At 73.5% G+C, this 17071-nt stretch carries 15 protein-coding genes; 3 read left to right on the forward strand and 12 right to left on the reverse strand.

Annotation, left to right across the window (positions count from 1 at the left end; all coding sequences use genetic code 11):
- The first annotated feature begins 225 nt into the window (after positions 1-225).
- Positions 226-1662, forward strand: a complete 1437-nt coding sequence (locus IE94_RS0129255) for a serine/threonine-protein kinase (protein ID WP_037923854.1) — start codon at positions 226-228, stop codon at positions 1660-1662.
- 19 nt (positions 1663-1681) lie between these two features.
- On the opposite strand, the gene IE94_RS0129260 is transcribed toward IE94_RS0129255, so the two are convergent.
- The 9 genes from IE94_RS0129260 to IE94_RS0129300 all read right to left on the reverse strand — a co-directional run bounded on the left by IE94_RS0129260 (position 1682) and on the right by IE94_RS0129300 (position 13736).
- Positions 1682-2500, reverse strand: a complete 819-nt coding sequence (locus IE94_RS0129260) for a TrmH family RNA methyltransferase (protein WP_030190148.1) — start codon at positions 2498-2500, stop codon at positions 1682-1684.
- Between the two features lies 1 nt (position 2501).
- Positions 2502-3734, reverse strand: coding sequence for a uroporphyrinogen-III C-methyltransferase (cobA, locus tag IE94_RS0129265; RefSeq protein ID WP_030190150.1), 1233 nt, complete (start codon positions 3732-3734; stop codon positions 2502-2504).
- Between the two features lie 191 nt (positions 3735-3925).
- Complete coding sequence (cobT, locus tag IE94_RS0129270; RefSeq protein WP_030190152.1) at positions 3926-7447, reverse strand: nicotinate-nucleotide--dimethylbenzimidazole phosphoribosyltransferase; 3522 nt, start codon at positions 7445-7447, stop codon at positions 3926-3928.
- A gap of 373 nt (positions 7448-7820) precedes the next feature.
- Positions 7821-9047: a precorrin-6y C5,15-methyltransferase (decarboxylating) subunit CbiE gene (cbiE, locus tag IE94_RS0129275; protein ID WP_030190154.1), complete on the reverse strand. Its 1227-nt coding sequence runs from the start codon at positions 9045-9047 to the stop codon at positions 7821-7823.
- Between the two features lie 119 nt (positions 9048-9166).
- Positions 9167-9805, reverse strand: a complete 639-nt coding sequence (locus IE94_RS0129280) for a GNAT family N-acetyltransferase (protein ID WP_030190156.1) — start codon at positions 9803-9805, stop codon at positions 9167-9169.
- Positions 9806-9963: 158 nt separating this feature from the next.
- Positions 9964-10791, reverse strand: coding sequence for a MetQ/NlpA family ABC transporter substrate-binding protein (locus tag IE94_RS0129285; RefSeq protein ID WP_030190159.1), 828 nt, complete (start codon positions 10789-10791; stop codon positions 9964-9966).
- A gap of 79 nt (positions 10792-10870) precedes the next feature.
- Entirely contained in the window at positions 10871-11608 is a 738-nt protein-coding gene (locus tag IE94_RS0129290; RefSeq protein WP_030190161.1) for a methionine ABC transporter permease, read from the reverse strand.
- Positions 11605-12660: a methionine ABC transporter ATP-binding protein gene (locus IE94_RS0129295; RefSeq protein WP_030190163.1), complete on the reverse strand. Its 1056-nt coding sequence runs from the start codon at positions 12658-12660 to the stop codon at positions 11605-11607. Before IE94_RS0129295 ends, IE94_RS0129290 begins: the two co-directional genes overlap by 4 nt.
- A gap of 425 nt (positions 12661-13085) precedes the next feature.
- Positions 13086-13736, reverse strand: a complete 651-nt coding sequence (locus IE94_RS0129300; protein WP_030190165.1) for an HAD family hydrolase — start codon at positions 13734-13736, stop codon at positions 13086-13088.
- A gap of 60 nt (positions 13737-13796) precedes the next feature.
- On the opposite strand from IE94_RS0129300, the gene IE94_RS0129305 reads away from it, so the two are divergent.
- Together IE94_RS0129305 and IE94_RS0129310 are read left to right on the forward strand one after the other, a co-directional pair.
- The gene (locus IE94_RS0129305; protein ID WP_030190167.1) at positions 13797-14156 is read left to right on the forward strand and encodes a hypothetical protein; all 360 of its coding nucleotides are present in this window, start codon (positions 13797-13799) and stop codon (positions 14154-14156) included.
- A gap of 1 nt (position 14157) precedes the next feature.
- Complete coding sequence (locus tag IE94_RS0129310) at positions 14158-14574, forward strand: hypothetical protein (protein ID WP_030190169.1); 417 nt, start codon at positions 14158-14160, stop codon at positions 14572-14574.
- A gap of 24 nt (positions 14575-14598) precedes the next feature.
- On the opposite strand, the gene IE94_RS0129315 is transcribed toward IE94_RS0129310, so the two are convergent.
- From IE94_RS0129315 to IE94_RS0129325, 3 genes are all read right to left on the reverse strand, one after another.
- Positions 14599-15096, reverse strand: coding sequence for a GNAT family N-acetyltransferase (locus IE94_RS0129315; protein WP_030190172.1), 498 nt, complete (start codon positions 15094-15096; stop codon positions 14599-14601).
- 57 nt (positions 15097-15153) lie between these two features.
- Positions 15154-15654, reverse strand: a complete 501-nt coding sequence (locus IE94_RS0129320; protein ID WP_030190174.1) for a sigma-70 family RNA polymerase sigma factor — start codon at positions 15652-15654, stop codon at positions 15154-15156.
- 74 nt (positions 15655-15728) lie between these two features.
- A complete protein-coding gene (locus tag IE94_RS0129325) occupies positions 15729-16907 on the reverse strand; it encodes a glycerophosphodiester phosphodiesterase (RefSeq protein ID WP_030190176.1) in 1179 nt (392 codons plus the stop codon).
- Positions 16908-17071: the final 164 nt, after the last annotated feature.

Genomic DNA, 17071 nt, shown 5'->3' on the forward strand with positions numbered 1-17071 from the left:
CCGGCCGTCACCGGCCGGTCCCGCTCTCCCGGCTCAATCCCCCCGCCCCGGCTGCCGGTTGGGATCAAGGACGGGGCGTGGCCGCCGCGTCCCCGGATGCGCTGACCGCCTCTCAACTCTCGCACCGGGCACTGACAATCCGTTCTCGCGAGAGGGCGCGGCCTCTGCGCGCGGGCGGCCGTGGAAACGTAAGCTGTGGCACGTCACAGGGACCGGGCAGCGGGGATGAACATGGCGATGATGCGCCTGAGGCGCGAGGACCCGCGCGTCGTCGGCTCGTTCAGGCTTCATAGGCGGCTCGGCGCGGGTGGAATGGGCGTGGTCTACCTGGGCTCCGACAAGAAGGGGCAGCGGGTCGCGCTGAAGGTCATCCGGCCGGACCTGGCGGAGGACCAGGAGTTCCGGTCACGGTTCGCGCGCGAGGTGTCGGCGGCCCGGCGCATCCGGGGGGGCTGCACGGCCCGGCTGGTCGCCGCGGACCTGGAGGCGGACCGACCCTGGTTCGCCACGCAGTACGTCCCCGGCCCCTCCCTGCACGACAAGGTCGTCGACGGGGGCCCGCTCGTCGCGGCCGACGTCGCGGCCGTGGGTGCCGCGCTGTCCGAGGGACTGGTCGCCGTGCACGAGGCCGGGGTGGTGCACCGGGACCTCAAGCCGTCCAACATCCTGCTGTCCCCGAAGGGGCCGCGGATCATCGACTTCGGCATCGCCTGGGCGACCGGTGCCTCCACCCTCACGCACGTCGGCACCGCGGTCGGCTCCCCCGGGTTCCTCGCGCCGGAGCAGGTGCGCGGGGCCGCCGTCACCCCGGCCACGGACGTGTTCTCGCTCGGTGCCACGCTGGCGTACGCGTCGATGGGCGACTCGCCCTTCGGGCACGGCAGTTCCGAGGTGATGCTCTACCGCGTGGTGCACGAGGAGGCCCAGCTGCACGGGGTCCCGGACGCGCTCGCCCCGCTGGTGCGGGCCTGCCTCGCCAAGGACCCCGAGGAACGCCCCAGCACCCTGCAACTGTCGCTGCGGCTCAAGGAGATCGCCGCCCGGGAGGCCCAGGGCATGGCCGACGTACGGCCGCCCGCGCCGCGCAGTGGTGAGGCGGACGTGCCCACGGGGCGGCTCGCCGACACCTACCCGGAGCGTGCCCAGCGGCGACCGCAGGGCCGGCCCGGCGCGCAGGGCACTCCCCCGCCGCGCGGCGCGTCCGCGTCACGGGGGCAGGTGCCTAGGGGTTCCGCTCCGTCGCGGGGCGGAACGCCTGCGCGTGGCTCCGGTCCCTCGCGCGGCGGTACGCCGTCGCGGGGCGGCGGTACGGGGGCCCGGTCCGGGTCCCGGCCCGTGCCGTCCTCCCGCGACACGACCGGCCGGAACGCCTCCCGCAACGACGGTGGCCGGTCCGCACCGCGCGGCGGAGCCGGCCGTACGGGGTCCAGGACGACGGGGACCGGCTGGCGGCGGCCCGCCAATCCCCGGCTGCTGCGCCAGCGCCTGTTCGTGTTCGTGGTCGTGACGCTGCTGGTGGCGCTGGGCATCGCCGCCGCCCAGGGCTGCCAGGGGCCCTCGCGCGGGCTCGGCGACGAGCGGGGCGGCGTGCTGCGGGCGGCGCAGCAGGAGCGCGTGGACCCGTCCGGCGGCCTTCCGGGGCGGCGTACCCCCGAGCTCTGAGGGCAGCGCCCGAAGCGGCCTACGCCGAGGGGCGTCCGGCCGTCACCGCGTAGAAGGCGACCGCGGCCGCCGCGCCCACGTTCAGGGAGTCGACACCGTGGGACATCGGGATGCGCACCCACGTGTCGGACGCCGCCAGGGCCCGCCGGGACAGGCCGCTCCCCTCGGCGCCCAGCATGAGGGCCACCCGGTCCATGCGGTGCGGGGCGACCGCGTCGAGCGGCTCGGCCCGCTCGTCGGGGGTGAGGGCGAGGAGGGTGAAGCCCGCCTCGCCCACCGTCGCCAGACCGGCCGGCCAGGTGTCGAGGCGGGCGTACGGCACGGAGAAGACCGCGCCCATCGAGACCTTGACGCTGCGCCGGTACAGGGGGTCCGCGCAGTCCGGGGAGAGCAGGACCGCGTCCATGCCGAGCGCGGCGGCGGAGCGGAAGATCGCGCCGATGTTGGTGTGGTCGTTGACGGACTCCATGACGACGACGCGACGGGCCGTGGTCAGGAGGTCGGCGGCCGGGGTCGGCGGCTTGCGCTGCATCGAGGCGAGCGCGCCGCGGTGCACGTGATAGCCGGTGACCTTTTCGGCGAGCGCAGGGTCGACGACGTACACCGGGGCCGGGGCCGCGTCGATGATGTCGCGCATGGTGTCGACCCACTTGGCCGACAGCAGCATCGAGCGCATCGCGTAGCCCGCCTCGCCGGCCCGCCGGATGACCTTCTCGCCCTCGGCGATGAACAGGCCCTCGGCGGGTTCGCGGCGGCGCCGCAGTTCGACGTCGGTCAGGCCGGTGTAGTCGTGCAGGCGCGGGTCGTCGGGGTCGTCGATCGTGACGATGCCGGCCACGTCAGACCGTCCCCTGCGGACCGACGGCGACGACCTCGCCGACGACGATGACGGCGGGCGGCCTGACCTCCTGCGCGACCACCGTGTCGGCGACGGTGGCAAGGGTCGCGTCCACCCGGCGCTGGGCGGCGGTGGTGCCCTCCTGGACGAGGGCGACCGGGGTGTCGGGTGACCTGCCGTGCGCGACGAGGGTCTCGGCGATCCGGCCGATCTTGTCGACGCCCATGAGGATCACGAGCGTGCCGGTCAGCTTCGCGAGGGACGGCCAGTCGACCAGGGAGCGCTCGTCGTCGGGGGCGACGTGCCCGCTGACCACGGTGAACTCGTGGGCGACGCCCCGGTGGGTGACCGGGATGCCGGCCGCGCCGGGGACCGAGATCGAGCTGGAGATGCCGGGGACGACGGTGCAGGCGATGCCCGCCTCGGCGAGCGCCCGCGCCTCCTCCATGCCCCGGCCGAAGACGAACGGGTCGCCGCCCTTGAGCCGTACGACCGCCTTGCCCTGCTTGGCGTGTTCGATCAGCGCGTTGTTGATGGCCTCCTGGGCCATGAAGCGCCCGTAGGGGATCTTGGCCGCGTCGATGACCTCGACGTGCGGCGGCAGTTCGGCGAGGAGGTCGCGCGGGCCGAGCCGGTCGGCGATGACGACGTCGGCCTCGGCGAGCAGGCGGCGGCCGCGGACGGTGATCAGGTCCGGGTCGCCGGGGCCCCCGCCGACCAGGGCGACGCCGGGCGTACGGGTGCGCTGGTGCGGGGCGACGAGGGTGCCGTCGCGCAGGCCCTCGACCACCGCGTCGCGGATGGCGGCGGTGTGGCGGGGGTCGCGGTGGCGCGCGTCGGTGGTGAGCACGGCGACGGTGACGCCCTCGCTGTGTCCGGTCGCCGGGGTCCAGGCCGTCGCGCGGTCGGCGTCGTCGGAGCGGACGCACCAGACGCGGTGCCGCTCGGCCTCGGCGGAGGCGGCGTTGTTGGCCTCGGTGTCGCTGGTCGCGATCAGGGCGTACCAGGCGTCCGCAAGGTCGCCCTCGGCGTACGGGCGCCGCTCCCAGGTGATCTCCCCCGAGTCCGCCATGGCCTCGACGGACGGGGTCGCACCCGGGGAGACGAGGCGGATGTCGGCGCCCGCCGCGATGAGGGCGGGCAGGCGGCGCTGGGCGACCTGTCCGCCGCCGAGGACGACCACGTGGCGGCCGGTGAGGCGGAGGCCTACGGGGTACGCGGGGTGTTCGGCCATGCGGGGACGGCTCCTCTTGGGGCGGCGGGGCGGCGGGGCGGTGGTGCGCTGGTGCGGTGATGCGCTGGTGCTGACGTGCGCATTTTAAGGTGCGGCCGGGAGCGGGGGCTCGGTCGGTCCGTTGGCTGGACCTCTCTGCCGCGGGTCCGCCGGGCGGCCCCCGGAACCGCCCCCGCCCGGCCTCCGCGACTCTACTTCTCGGTGACCCCCGCCGAGTCGAACGTCGCCACCTCGTGCATGGCCCGGGCCGTGCTCTGCACCATGGGCAGGGCGAGCAGCGCGCCCGTGCCCTCGCCGAGGCGGAGGTCGAGGTCGACCAGCGGACGCAGGCCCAGCTTGTTGAGCGCGGCGACATGGCCGGGCTCGGCGCTGCGGTGGCCGGCGATGCAGGCCGCCAGCACCTCGGGGGCGATCGCGCGGGCCACCAGGGCGGCGGCACCGGCGCTGACGCCGTCCAGGATCACGGGGGTGCGCAGGGAGGCGCCGCCGAGCAGCAGGCCCACCATGGCCGCGTGCTCGAAGCCGCCGATCGCCGCGAGCACGCCGATCGGGTCGGCCGGGTCCGGCTGGTGGAGTTCGAGGGCGCGGCGGACGACCTCGGTCTTGCGGGCCAGCGTCTCGTCGTTGATGCCGGTGCCGCGGCCGGTGACCTCGGCCGGATCGGCGCCGGTGAAGACGGAGATGAGGGCGGCGGACGCGGTGGTGTTCGCGATGCCCATCTCGCCGGTGAGCAGTGCCTTGTTGCCGGCCGCCACCAGGTCGCGGGCGGTCTCGATGCCGACCTCGATGGCCTGCTTGGCCTCCTCGCGGGTCATCGCCGCGCCGGTGGTCATGTCGGAGGTGCCCGCGCGGACCTTGCGGGGCAGCAGGCCCGGCGTCGCGGGCAGGTCGGTGGCGACACCGACGTCCACGACGCACACCTCGGCGCCGACCTGGGTGGCGAAGGCGTTGCAGACCGCTCCGCCGCCGAGGAAGTTGGCCACCATCTGGGCGGTGACCTCCTGCGGCCAGGGGGTGACGCCCTGGGCGTGCACCCCGTGGTCGCCGGCGAAGACGGCGACGGCCGCGGGCTCCGGGATGGGCGGCGGGCACTGCCGGGACAGCCCGGACAGCTGCGCGGAGATGATCTCCAGCATGCCGAGCGCGCCGGCCGGCTTGGTCATCCGCTTCTGCCGTTCCCACGCCTCGCCGAGCGCCTTGGCGTCCAGCGGGCGGATCTGCGCGACGGTCTCGGCGAGCAGGTCGTGCGGTGCCTCGCCCGGCAGGGCGCGACGCCCGTACGTCTCCTCGTGCACCACCCACGACAGCGGGCGACGCTTGGACCAGCCGGCCTGCATCAGCTCGGGCTCGTCCGGGAACTCGTCGACGTAGCCGACACACAGGTAGGCGACGATGTCCAGGTGCTCGGGCAGGCCGAGGGCGCGGACCATCTCGCGCTCGTCGAAGAAGCTGACCCAGCCGACGCCGAGGCCCTCGGCGCGGGCGGCGAGCCAGAGGTTCTCGACGGCGAGCGCGGAGGAGTACGGCGCCATCTGGGGCTGCGTGTGGCGGCCGAGGGTGTGCCGGCCGCCGCGGGTCGGGTCGGCGGTGACGACGATGTTGACCGGAGTGTCGAGGATGGCCTCGATCTTCAGTTCCTTGAACTGCTTGGCCCGGCCCTTGGGCAGCGACTTCGCGTACGCGTCGCGCTGACGCGTCGCCAGTTCGTGCATGGCGCGGCGGGTGTCGGCGGAGCGGATGACGACGAAGTCCCAGGGCTGCGAGTGGCCGACGGAGGGCGCGGTGTGCGCGGCCTCCAGGACCCGGAGCAGCACCTCGTGCGGGATGGGGTCGCTGCGGAAGCCGTTGCGGATGTCGCGGCGTTCGCGCATGACCTTCAGCACGGCCTCCCGCTCGGCGTCGTCGTAGGCGGGTGCCGCCGGGCCGACGGGCCGGGGTGCCGCCGCGGCCGCGGCCGTGCTCGCGTCCCGGTCCTGCTGGTCCTGCTGGTCCTGCTGGTCTGCCTGGTCTTCCTGTCCGGCGTCGCGGGTGTCCAGGTCGTCGACGCTCTGGGCGACTTCGACATCGACTTCGACTTCGGGGTCGGCCTCGCGCGGCACCGGTACGGCGGCCACGGCGTCCTCGGCCTCCGGGGCCGCGGCGACGGGCTCCGGTGCCGGGAACTCCGGCGGGACCAGGACCGTCTCGGGCGGCGTGGGGGCGAGGTGCGGGGTGGTGGGCACCTGTCCGCCGTCGACGGGCAGGAACTGGCCCACGGGCTGGGCGGGGTGCGGTTCCTGGGCGTCGGGGGCCGGCGCGGGCACGGGCTCCGCCGTGCCGTCGGCCACGGCCGCCTCCTGCTCCTGCTCCTGCTCCTGCGCCAGGTCGGCGTCCGGGACGGACTGGGGGCCCTGGGCGGGCTGCGGTGCGGGGGCCTCGGCGGGCTGCGGCTCCACAGCGGCTTCCGGGGACGGCTGCGGGACGGCGGACCGCGGCGCGGGCGAAACGTCCGGCTGCGCCGCGGGCTCCGCCTCGGCGGCAGCGGGCTCGTCCGGAGCCGGGGACGGCTCGGGGCTGGCGGTTTCGGGCACGGGCACGGACACGGCCGCCCCGGGTTCCGCGACGGCCACCGACGCGTCGGACGCCTGGACGTCATCCTGCTCGGGCTCGGGCTCGGCCTCGGCCTCGGGTACGTCGGAGGGCGGGACCTCCCCCGGGGCGGCGGCCTCCGGGGTGTCGCCCACCGGCGCTTCGTCGAGCGGTCGCGGTGCTTCTGCCGGGGCCACCGCCGGTTCCTCCACCGGTGCTTCCTCCGGCGGCGCCTGCAGGGGGTGGACCACGGAAGGCTCCTGGGCCTCCGGGACCGCGGGCGCCGCCTCCGGCCCCGCGTTGTCCTGAGACGTCTGGACGGGCGGCTCGGTCACCGAGGTCACGGGGACCACGGGGACCACGGGCTCCGCCGGGACCGCCTCGGGAGCCGGTACGGCGTCCTCCGCGGGACCGCTCGTCTGCTCCGCGTCGGCCCGCGCCACCTCCTGCGGTTCGCCGGACTCGCCCGCGCCTGCCGGCGTCCCGCCCGTCGCCGCCACGGCCTCCGTCGCCACGCGGGTCACGAGCGCCTGGGCCGCGCCCACCGGCTCGGCCGACTGCTGCTCGGGTACCGGAACAACCGTTTCCGCATGCCCCGCCCCGGCGTTCACCGGGGCCTCCTGGGCGGGGGCCACCGTCTGTGCTCCCCAGGGAGCCGCCGCCTGCAGGGTCGGCGCGGCGGCCTGCGGCGCGTCGAGGTACTCGGGTCCCGCGGCCGGCGGGCCGGGGTGCCGTACCGGCGCGTCGGCGGGGCCGCGGTCGGCGAGGGAGCGGACCGGGCTCGCGGAGCTGTCCGGGATCGGTGGACCGAGGTGGAGGGGCCTGCGCGGCGGGGCCGGGGCGGAGGCGGCGTCCTGCGCCGGGTCGGGCAGCCGGACGCCGCCGAGGTCGACCGAGCCGCTGTCACGGCCGGACATCTCGTGCGGGCCGGGCTGGTGCACGGTCTCGACGACCGGCTCCGGCGCCGGCGGCGCGACCTCGTTGCCCCAGGCACTCTGGGCTCCCGGCAGCAACAACAGGTCCTCGTCCTCGGCGGTGGCCTCGGAGAGGTAGGTGTACGCGCCGGGTGCGGGGACGCCCGGCTGCTCCACCATGCCTGCGTTCTCCGGCAGCCCCTCGCCCGGGATCTGGCCGGTGTCGGTCATGCGTAACCCCTCGCCCATCGGTTAGTGCTTCTACGACCAGCTCACCCGGGACGGCGCACCGACCGCCCCGTAGTGAAGAACGAGCGGGCGTGCCCAGCGGCACGAACGACCCGCGGGAAAAGACGACAAAGCCATTGAGTGGCATTGTCGCGGTCGTTCCCCCGCCACGACAGCTTGATCCGCGACGGCCCGCTGTGGACTGCGCCACGTTGCGCGTCCTCCGGTTCTGCCGTACCACACCCGCCCCCGAAGGAGTGGGTTTTTACGGACATCGACCGACGAACTGCCGGGTGTCCGCATGCGGTACAACAATCCGCCAGCCTACCCCGCGCGGTATGACCAACCGATCACGGGGCGCGCTCCCCCTCGCTCCTCAGCGGGGTGACTCGCGCCGCACGATCTCTCCGCTGAGCAGGAACGCGACGCTCCGCTCCGTCTCCGTCCAGGCACGGGTGTCGAGTCCGACGGACTGCAACAGGGCGCACTCGACGCGGTACCCGTGCTCCGTCAGGTCCCTGCCCACGAGTTCGGCCGCGTCGCGCGTCGCGGCGTGCGCGACGATGCGCTGCGGACGGCGGTCCGCGACCGCGGAGACCACGGCCGCTCCCCCGCCGCCGACCCGTACGACGTCCGGTTCGGGGAGGTTCTCCAGGATGTGCGGGGCGTCGCCGTGCACGGTCTGGAGCTGGACGCCGAAGTGCCGTGCGGTGGCCTCGGTACGGGCGCAGGCCTCCGCGTCCCGGTCGACCGCGATGACGGCGGCGCCGCCACGGGCGGCCTCGGTGGCGAAGGCGCCGCTGCCGCAGCCGATGTCCCACACGAGGTCGCCGAGGCGGGGCCCGAGCCGGGCGAGTTGGGCGGTGCGCAGCAGATCGGTCTCGCCCTCGCCCAGTTCACCGCCGTAGGCCGAGGCGGGCAGCGACCAGCCGCGGGGGCCGGTGGCGGGGTCGCGGCCGGCGATCCAGCCGGTGCCGTCGCCCGCGGGGGCCGGTCCGGCGCTGCCGCCCGCGACGATAACGACGTTCGGGTCGCGCCAGGTGTGGTCGGCGGCCTTGTCGGAGGTGACGACGGTGACCCGCTCGCGGGTGGTGCCGAGCTCCTCGCAGATGACGAAGGTGCGGTGGACGCCCTCCATCAGCAGCCCGAGTTCGGCCGGTCCGGCGCCCGGTGAGGTGAGGACGGCGACCTTGGTGTGGGCCCGACATACGTTCACCGCGCGTCGCAGGGTGCGGGGGTGGGCGACGACCACATGGGCGTCGTCCCAGGGCATCCCGGCGCGGGCGAAGGCGGCGGCCACGGAGGAGACGGCGGGGACGACCTCCACCTCCAGGCCGAACTCGGGAGCCCGCAGGGTGCGCACGACGCCGAAGAAGCCGGGGTCGCCGTCGGCCAGCACCACCGTGGTGCCGCGGTGGGCGGCGAGGCGGCGGGCGGCGAGGGCGACGCTGCCCAGGCGGATGCGTTCGGCGTCGGGTGGTACCTCGGGAAGTGCCAGGTGGTGGGCGGCGCCGGCCACCAGGGTGGCGGCGCCCAGTGCGGAACGTGCCGCGGCGGTCAGCGGCGAACCGTCCCAGCCGATCACCGTGACCCGGTCGGCCATCGTCGTCAGTCTCCAGGGTTTTCGCAGGTCGTGGTCGCGGTACCGTCGCGGGCGCGCCCCGTGAGGGTACCTGGTGCGGCCCGGCTCCGCAGTGGTGGCGCCGGTCGGCCCCCCCTCTGTCAGTTCCAGTCCGTGAAGGTCGTGAAACCGTCGGTGTCGGTCAGCTGTCCGGTGGTGCCTTCGAGGTCCTCCGGCAGCAGGCTCCACACGATGAAGTCGGTGCGTACGTCCGTCCAGACGCCGTCGTCGCCGCGGGTGCGCGCGATGCAGGCGCCGCGCAGGACTCCCTCGTTGATGCAGCCGATCTTCTGGGCGACCTGCTGGGAGGCGGTGTTGTCGGCCGCGGTGCGCAGCTCGACGCGCTCGAACTTCTGGTCGCCGAAGAGCCACTGGGCGGTGGCGAGCGCCGCCTCGGACGCGTACCCCTCACCCCGGGCCCAGGGGGCGACTATGTAGGACAGCTCGGTGGACCGTACGTGCCAGTTGGTCTTGGCCAGCTGGATGACGCCGACCAGCCGCTGGGTCAGGAACTCGGTGACGGCGAGGTCGAGCCCGCGGCCCGCGGTGCGCTCGGCGGGGGCGTGGTCGCCGATCCAGGTGCCGGCGTCGGCCTCGGTGAAGGGCTGGGGGACGTGGGTCCAGGCGGCGACCTGCTCGTCATTCATCATCGCGGCCAGCGCGGGGACGTCGTCCTCGTCGAGGGGGCGCAGCACCAACCGCTCCGTGCTGATGGAGATGTTGGGGAAGGTGCTCGTCATGCGCCGCTCCGTAACCTGTGTGACCGTCAGGGCCTGTTCGAACTGCCCAGCATGCAGCATGAAAGCACTCAACCACACCACCGGGTCCGCCCCGTGAGCACGGAGCGGACCCGGTGGGTGACGCGGTGTCCGGCCCGTACGGCGGGCCGGAGGGAGGGTCAGAACGAGGGCAGCACGGCGCCGGCGTACTCGTCCTCGATGAACTTCTTCACCTCGGGCGAGTTGAGGAGCTCGGCGAGCTTCTTGACGCGCGGGTCGTCCTCGTGGCCCTCCTTCACGGCGAGGAGGTTGCTGTTCGGGTTGCCCTTGGCGCTCTCCAGGACGAGGGCGTCCTGGGCGGGCTTCAGGTCGGCCTCGATGGCGTAGTTGCCGTTGACGACCGCCGCGTCCACGTCGTCCAGGGAGCGCGGGGTCTGGGCCGCCTCCAGCTCCTTGAACTCCAGGTTCTTGGGGTTCTTGGTGATGTCCGCGGGGGTCGCCGCGGTGCCGACGCCGTCCTTGAGGGTGATGATCCCGTGGGAGGCGAGCAGTTGCAGCGCGCGGCCCTCGTTGACGGTGTCGTTGGGGACGGCGACGGTCGCACCGCTCTTCAGGTCCTCGGCCTTCTTGACCTTGTGGGAGTAGAGGCCGAGGGGCTCCAGGTGCACGTCGACGACGGACACGATGTGGGTGCCGTTCTTCTTGTTGAAGTCGTCGAGGTAGGGCTGGGTCTGGAAGTAGTTGGCGCCCACGGAGCCGTCCTCCGTCGCCGTGTTCGGCGTGACGTAGTCGGTGAACTCCTTGACCTCGAGGTCGAGGCCCGCCTTCTTCGCCAGGTTGTCCTTGACGTAGTCGAGGATCTCGGCGTGCGGGGTGGGGCTCGCGGCGACGACCAGCGGGCCGGAGGTGTCGGAGGCGGAGTCCTTGTCGGAGCCGCAGGCGGTGAGGCCGAGGGTGAGGGCTCCGGCGGCGAGGACGGCGGTGGTGAACTTGGCGGTGTTACGCACGAAAAGTGCCTTTCCTTAAGGTGGTGCGGCCCCGTCCCGGTAGGGCGGGGAGTCTTTTGCGGTCTTCTTCGCGGTGCGGTCAGGCGACCTTGCTCACGTCGGCCGCGGCGGGCTCCTTGGCCTTGAGCAGCCGGAGCCTGGGCGCCACCCCGCCCCGTCCGCCGCGGCGGTGCAGGGTGCGGGCCGTGTGGTCGCCGGCGAACTGGATGAGCGAGATCGCGACGGCGAGGAGCGCGACGGTGATCCACATGAAGCCGGGCTCGAAGCGCTGGTAGCCGTAGCGGACGGCGAGGTCGCCGAGGCCGCCGCCGCCGACGGTGCCGGCCATGGCGGAGTAGCCGATCAGGGCGATGACCGTGGTGGTGGTGGAGGCGATCAAGGAGGGGAGCGCCTCGGGGACCAGGACCTTGCGGACGATGGTCCAGGTGTTGCCGCCCATGGACTGGACGGCCTCCACGAGCCCTCCGTCGACCTCGCGCACGGCGGTCTCCACGAGCCGCGCGAAGAACGGGATGCCGCCGATGGCGAGCGGCACGATCGCGGCCTCGCTGCCGATGGTGGTGCCGGTGACCCAGCGGGTGAAGCTCATCAGCGCGACCATGAGGATGATGAACGGCATCGAGCGGCCGATGTTCACGATCTGCCCGATGACCTTGCCCAGCAGGACGTTCTGCAGCAGGCCGCCGCGCTCGGTGAGGACGAGGAGCACGCCGAGCGGCAGTCCGAGGACGACGGCGATCACGGTGGACCAGCCGACCATGATCAGGGTCTCCCAGGAGGCCTGCTCCAGCAGCGGCTGCATCTCCGACCAGGTCACTTGGCACCTTCCTTCACCAGCGAAGCCGACAGGGCCGGGGCGTCCGGCCTCTCGTCCACCACGTCGATCTGCAGTCCCTGTTCGCGCAGGAAGCCGACCGGCACCACGTTGTCCTCGTAGCGGCCGGGCAGTTCGATGCGCATCCGGCCGACCTGGAGGCCGCCGACGGTGTCGATGGCGGCGCCGAGGATCGATATGTCGATGTTGTAGGTGCGCGACAGCTGGGAGATCACCGGCTGGGTGGCGGCCTCGCCGTGGAAGGTGACGTCGAGGACGGTGCGGTCGTCCCCGGAGGCCTCGCCGCCGACCGGGAAGAGCGCGGCGGCCAGTTCGGAGCCCGGGGTGGCGAGGAGTTCGCCGACCGTGCCGGACTCGACGATGCGGCCCCGGTCCATGAGGGCGGCCGAGTCGCAGATGCTCTTGACGACGTCCATCTCGTGGGTGATGAGCAGGACGGTCAGCCCGAGCTGCCGGTTCAGGTCGCGCAGCAGCTGGAGGATGGAGCGGGTGGTCTCCGGGTCGAGGGCGCTGGTGGCCTCGTCGGAGAGCAGGACCTTGGGGTCGCCGGCCAGGGCGCGGGCGATGCCGACGCGCTGCTTCTGGCCGCCGGAGAGCTGGGCGGGGTAGGCGCCCGCCTTGTCGGCGAGACCGACGAGGTCGAGCAGCTCCAGCGCCTTGCGGGAACGTTCCTTCCCGGACTTGCCGAGGATTTCCAGCGGCAGTTCGACGTTGTCCCGGACGGTCCGGGAGGAGAGCAGGTTGAAGTGCTGGAAGACCATGCCGATACGGCTGCGCGCCTGCCGCAGTTCCCGGCCCGCGCGAGGCCCGCGCCCGGCCAGCGCGGTGAGGTCCTGCCCGGCGACGGTCACGGTGCCGGCGGTGGGACGCTCCAGGAGGTTGACGCAGCGGATGAGCGAGGACTTGCCGGCGCCGGACTGGCCGATGACGCCGTACACCTCGCCCTCGCGGACGTGCAGGTCGACGCCGTCCAGGGCGGTGACCTCACGGCCGCGTGAACGATAGACCTTGGTGAGGCCCGAGGTGGTGATCACGTGGGTTTCCGTCACTGTCGAGTGCGCGGCGCGGTGGTGTGCGCCGGGCACGGGGCGTTGTTCTTCGGGTTCTGGGGGCCCTTCGGAACGCGGCACGGTTCTCGCGGTGGCGGTGCGCCATGACGGGGGGACCGGGGAGAAACGTGTGCGCGGGGCGTGGCTCCGCCGCCTGCGCGTCGGGCGCGGGCGGGCGGGAGCGGGCGCTCGCTTCGGGGCGCGAGGCTCAGGTGGTGCGGGGGCCCTCTAGAAGGCGCACATTCGGCGGCACATACAACGAGCACCGGGCGTGGTCGTCGCCTCGGTCGCAGGGGTGCGGTCGCTCGTGGTGCTCATGCCGATCAGTAAAGCAGACGTACGGACCGGCCCGGGGACCGCTGTCCGGATACTGGACAGCGGTGGACGGTGGCTGGTCCCGGGGGCCCGGATCAGCCTCGGACGGCGATCTCGACTCCGGCCCCGGTGGCCAGTGCCGACAAGGCCGAGAGGTCGGTGACCACCAGGTCGGCGTCGAGTTCGTCGGCGCGGTGGGTTGTGGCCAACGCCACGGTCCGCATGCCGGCGGCGCGGCCGGCCTGGAGCCCGGCGGGGGCGTCCTCGAAAACGACGCAGTCGGCCGGGTCGACCCCCAGGGCGCGGGCGCCGACGAGGTAGGGCTCGGGGTCGGGCTTGCCGCGGGTGATGTCGTCGGCCGCCACGAGGGTCTTGGGGAGGATGCCGACGGCGTCGAGGCGGGCCTCGGCGAGGCGCCGGGTGGCGGAGGTGACGACGGCCCAGCGGTCGGCGGGCAGCGCGTCGAGGAAGTCGCGGGTGCCGGGCAGCAGGTGCACGCCCCCGTCCGGTACGTCCTCGACCTCCAGCTGCTCGATGCGGGCGACGGCCTCGGGGACCACGTCGGCGGGGAGCAGGTCGGCGGCTATCTCGGCGGCCGGCCGCCCGTGCAGTTCCACCCGCCCGAACCGCTCGGCGGTGATCCCGTACTCGGCGGCCCACCGCGTCCAGCAGCGGCGCACGGATGCGAGGGAGGAGACGAGGGTGCCGTCGTTGTCGAACAGGAGGGCCTGTGCGTGGAGCTTCATGACCCCGACCCTACGGGGCCGGGGACGGCGGGCCTTTTCCGCCGTAATAGGCTCGCTGCCATGCTTGACGTCCTGACGCTGGTGACCGGCGTCGCCGCGCTGCTGCTCGCCGCCTGGTGCGGCTGGGCCGCCTACCGTGACCAGCCGACGAAGGACTGGCACTTCATCGGCATAGCCGTGGTCTCGGCGCTGGCGCTGATCCAGCTGGTGGTCGGCGTCGTGCAGCTGGCGCGGGGCGAGGAACCGGATCAGGGCACGACGATCTTCGTGGCGTATCTGCTGGGCGCCTTCGCGTGTGTGCCGGCGGCGGGCTTCATGTCGCTGGCCGAGCGCACCCGCTGGGGCTCGGTGACGGTCGCGGCGGGCGGTGTCGTCCTCGCCGTCCTGGAAGTCCGGCTGTATGACATCTGGGGAGGCTGAGATGGTGGCCACGCAGGAGAAGCGGACCGGACAGCGGCTGATCGGCGGGCCCGGCATCCTGTTGGTGTGGCTGTACGGCGTGATGGTCGTCGGCGCGGTGTCGCGGTCCGTGTACCAGATCGCGACCGAGTTCGACCGGGCACCGCTCGCCTACTCGCTGTCAGCTCTCGCGGGCGTGGTCTACGGGTTCATCACCTACACCCTGGTGCGCGGCGGCGAGAGGGCCCGCAGGGCGGCGCGGGTGTGCTGCGCCGCCGAGTTGGTGGGCGTGCTGACGGTCGGCACCTGGACGCTGGTGGAGCCGTCGGCCTTCCCCGACGCGACCGTGTGGTCGGACTACGGGATGGGCTACCTCTTCATTCCCGTGCTGCTGCCGCTGTCGGCCCTGTACTGGCTGCGCCGGGCCCGCACCGCGTAGCGGCCGTCGGGGCCCGGCGATCGCTCAGGCCGTGGTCGCGTACGTCTGCGCCGGCTTCTCCAGGACGATCATGGGTACGCCGTCGGCGCCCTCGGCGGTCCCCACCCGCTCGTAGCCGACACGCCGGTACAGCCGCAGGTTGCCCTCGCTGCGGTGCCCGGTGTGCAGCCGGAACCGCCTGGCCCCGCGCTCCTCGACCAGGGCGGACTCGGCGGCCCGCAGCAGCCGGGCCCCGATGCCGTGCCCCTGGAGCCGGGGGTGGACGCAGAGCTTGCCGATGGAGGCCGCCCCGTCCTCGGTCACCCGCCCCCGCACCGAGCCGACGACCTCGTCGCCGAGCCGCGCCACGAAGACGCAGTCGGCGGCGACCTCTTCGCGCACGGAGTCCAGGGTTTGGACGAGCGGGTCGATGCGGTAGTTGGCGTACAGCGCCGCCTCGCTCTGGAAGCAGAGGTACTGCAGCCGGAAGATCTGCTCGGTGTCCTGTTCGGTCGCCGCCGAGATGGTCACGCTCATGCCCATGTGCGCATGCCTCCCGCTCACCTGATCACCTGTGGTCCCCCACTCCTATCCCCGTCCTCACCCCACCGCAACCTCCGCCGTCAGCAATCGACGCAGACATCCCAGACATCGGGAGCGTTCCGGGCCAAGACTGCCCTGTGACATACCCAACTCCCCCGCGATTTCCCGGTATGTGAGGTCCCTGGGCGACAACAGCGCCTCCATCAGACGGGGGCAGCGGCCCGGCAGCCGGCGCACGGCCTCGCGCAGGGCGCGCTGCCGTGCCGCGGCGAGCGCGAGCCGCTCGGGCTCGTGGGCGTACTCGGCGACGCCGGCGGGTTCCCTCCCGTACGGCCGCTCGTTGCGGGCCGCGCGGCGGGTGCGGCGGGCCTCGGTGCGGACGGCGCCGCGCAGCCAGCGGTGCGGATCGGGGGGCGGGCCCTCGGACGCCAGGCGTTCCAGCAGGCGCAGCCAGACGGCCTGTTCGAGATCGCCGGGCTCGGTTCCGCACGCATATGCCTCGGCCGAGGCCTCGGCGGTGAGCAGGGGGCGCAGGGAGGTGAGCAGGTCGTGCGTCATATGCGGGTCGACGCGGCCGTCCGGGCGGCGGGTTGCCCGGACGGCCGAAGCTCACCCCAACCGGGAGTGTGCGCTCAGCCGTTGACGAAGTCCTCGCGGGCCAGCACACCCGTGTCCGGGTTGTCGGTGAAGATGCCGTCGATACCGGTGGCGAAGTACGTCCGGAACGCGCCGAAGACATCGCCGTAGGCGTCGGGGTCGCTGCCCGTGCGGAAGTCCGCGGGAAGGAAGGGGTTCTCGTTGCGCATGGTGTACGGGTGCAGGATCAGGCCCGCTCGGTGCGCGTCGCGGACGAGTGTCGTCGGCTCGGTGAGCCGCCCGGCGGAGTCCTTCGGGATGATCAGGTCCAGGGTGGGGCCGATGCCCTCGGCGTAGGAGGCGATCTCCTTGAGGCCCTTGGGCGTGACGAGGTCCGCCGTGGTGCGCGGGTCGCCGGTCTCGACGAAGTCCCAGGGGCGGCTGGTCGCGCCGGACAGCAGGACGGCCAGCGGGTTGCCGACCAGCTTGTTCATCCGCTGGATGCTGGTGGGCTCGAAGGACTGGATGATCACGGGCGAGTTCCTGCGGTCCTTGCCGTACCTGCGCAGCAGCCGTGCCAGGCGTTCCTCCGTGCCCAGGCCGAGCTTGCGGAAGTAGGTGGGGTGCTTGAGCTCGGGGTAGATCCAGACCTGCCTGCCGCGCCTGCGGGTCTGCTCGTCCTGCCAGCGCAGCACCTCCTCGAAGGTGGGGATCTCCCAGCGGCCGTCGTAGAGGGTGTTGTGCGGGCGGTTGGCCGGGATGCGTTCGGTGGCGCGGAGCGTCTTCAGCTCGGCGAGCGTGAAGTCCTCGGTGAACCAGCCGGTGGTGGACACCCCGTCGAGCAGCTTGGTGCTCTTGCGGTCGGCGAACTCCGGGTGGTCGGAGACGTCCGTGGTGCCGCCGATCTCCGGCTCGTGCCGGCAGACGAGGTGACCGTCCTTCGTGGGGACCAGGTCACCGGCCTCGACGATGTCGGCGCCCATGTCGAGGGCCAGCTCGTAGGAGCCGAAGGTGTGCTCGGGGCGGTAGCCGCTGGCGCCGCGGTGACCGATGACGGTCGGGACGGGCAGGCTCTCGACCCCGCCGCCGTGGCCGCCTCCGTGCCGGGCGCCGGCGGCTTTGGCCGTGCCGGGCAGGCCGAGTACCGCCCCGCCCGCGCCGAGCACCGCCGCGCACAGGAGCGCCCGCCGTGCGGTGCCGCCGCCCGACTGCTCGTTCGACTCCTGTGTTCCCATGGGGCTCTCCTGCCGTTGACCGTCCGGTGCGGGCCGATCGTAGGGGCGCGTACATGACGAGCGGGAGACCCCGGCCGGAACACGCGGGTGCGCGCAGATGTCGTGTGGGGCGGACGGCTGACGCGCCGTCGGCTTGGCGGCGAGCTCGCGGGGTAGGCGAAGGG

Origin of the sequence: Streptomyces violaceorubidus, assembly GCF_000717995.1 — a bacterium.
In the GTDB taxonomy this organism is placed as follows: domain Bacteria; phylum Actinomycetota; class Actinomycetes; order Streptomycetales; family Streptomycetaceae; genus Streptomyces; species Streptomyces violaceorubidus.

Coding starts and splice junctions, on each gene's coding strand:
- IE94_RS0129255 (WP_037923854.1), top strand. CDS start 226: ATGAACATGGCGATGATGCGCCTGAGGCGCGAGGACCCGCGCGTCGTC.
- cobA (WP_030190150.1), bottom strand. CDS start 3,734: ATGGCCGAACACCCCGCGTACCCCGTAGGCCTCCGCCTCACCGGCCGC.
- cobT (WP_030190152.1), bottom strand. CDS start 7,447: ATGACCGACACCGGCCAGATCCCGGGCGAGGGGCTGCCGGAGAACGCA.
- cbiE (WP_030190154.1), bottom strand. CDS start 9,047: ATGGCCGACCGGGTCACGGTGATCGGCTGGGACGGTTCGCCGCTGACC.
- IE94_RS0129280 (WP_030190156.1), bottom strand. CDS start 9,805: ATGACGAGCACCTTCCCCAACATCTCCATCAGCACGGAGCGGTTGGTG.
- IE94_RS0129300 (WP_030190165.1), bottom strand. CDS start 13,736: ATGAAGCTCCACGCACAGGCCCTCCTGTTCGACAACGACGGCACCCTC.
- IE94_RS0129305 (WP_030190167.1), top strand. CDS start 13,797: ATGCTTGACGTCCTGACGCTGGTGACCGGCGTCGCCGCGCTGCTGCTC.
- IE94_RS0129310 (WP_030190169.1), top strand. CDS start 14,158: ATGGTGGCCACGCAGGAGAAGCGGACCGGACAGCGGCTGATCGGCGGG.
- IE94_RS0129315 (WP_030190172.1), bottom strand. CDS start 15,096: ATGGGCATGAGCGTGACCATCTCGGCGGCGACCGAACAGGACACCGAG.
- IE94_RS0129320 (WP_030190174.1), bottom strand. CDS start 15,654: ATGACGCACGACCTGCTCACCTCCCTGCGCCCCCTGCTCACCGCCGAG.
- IE94_RS0129325 (WP_030190176.1), bottom strand. CDS start 16,907: ATGGGAACACAGGAGTCGAACGAGCAGTCGGGCGGCGGCACCGCACGG.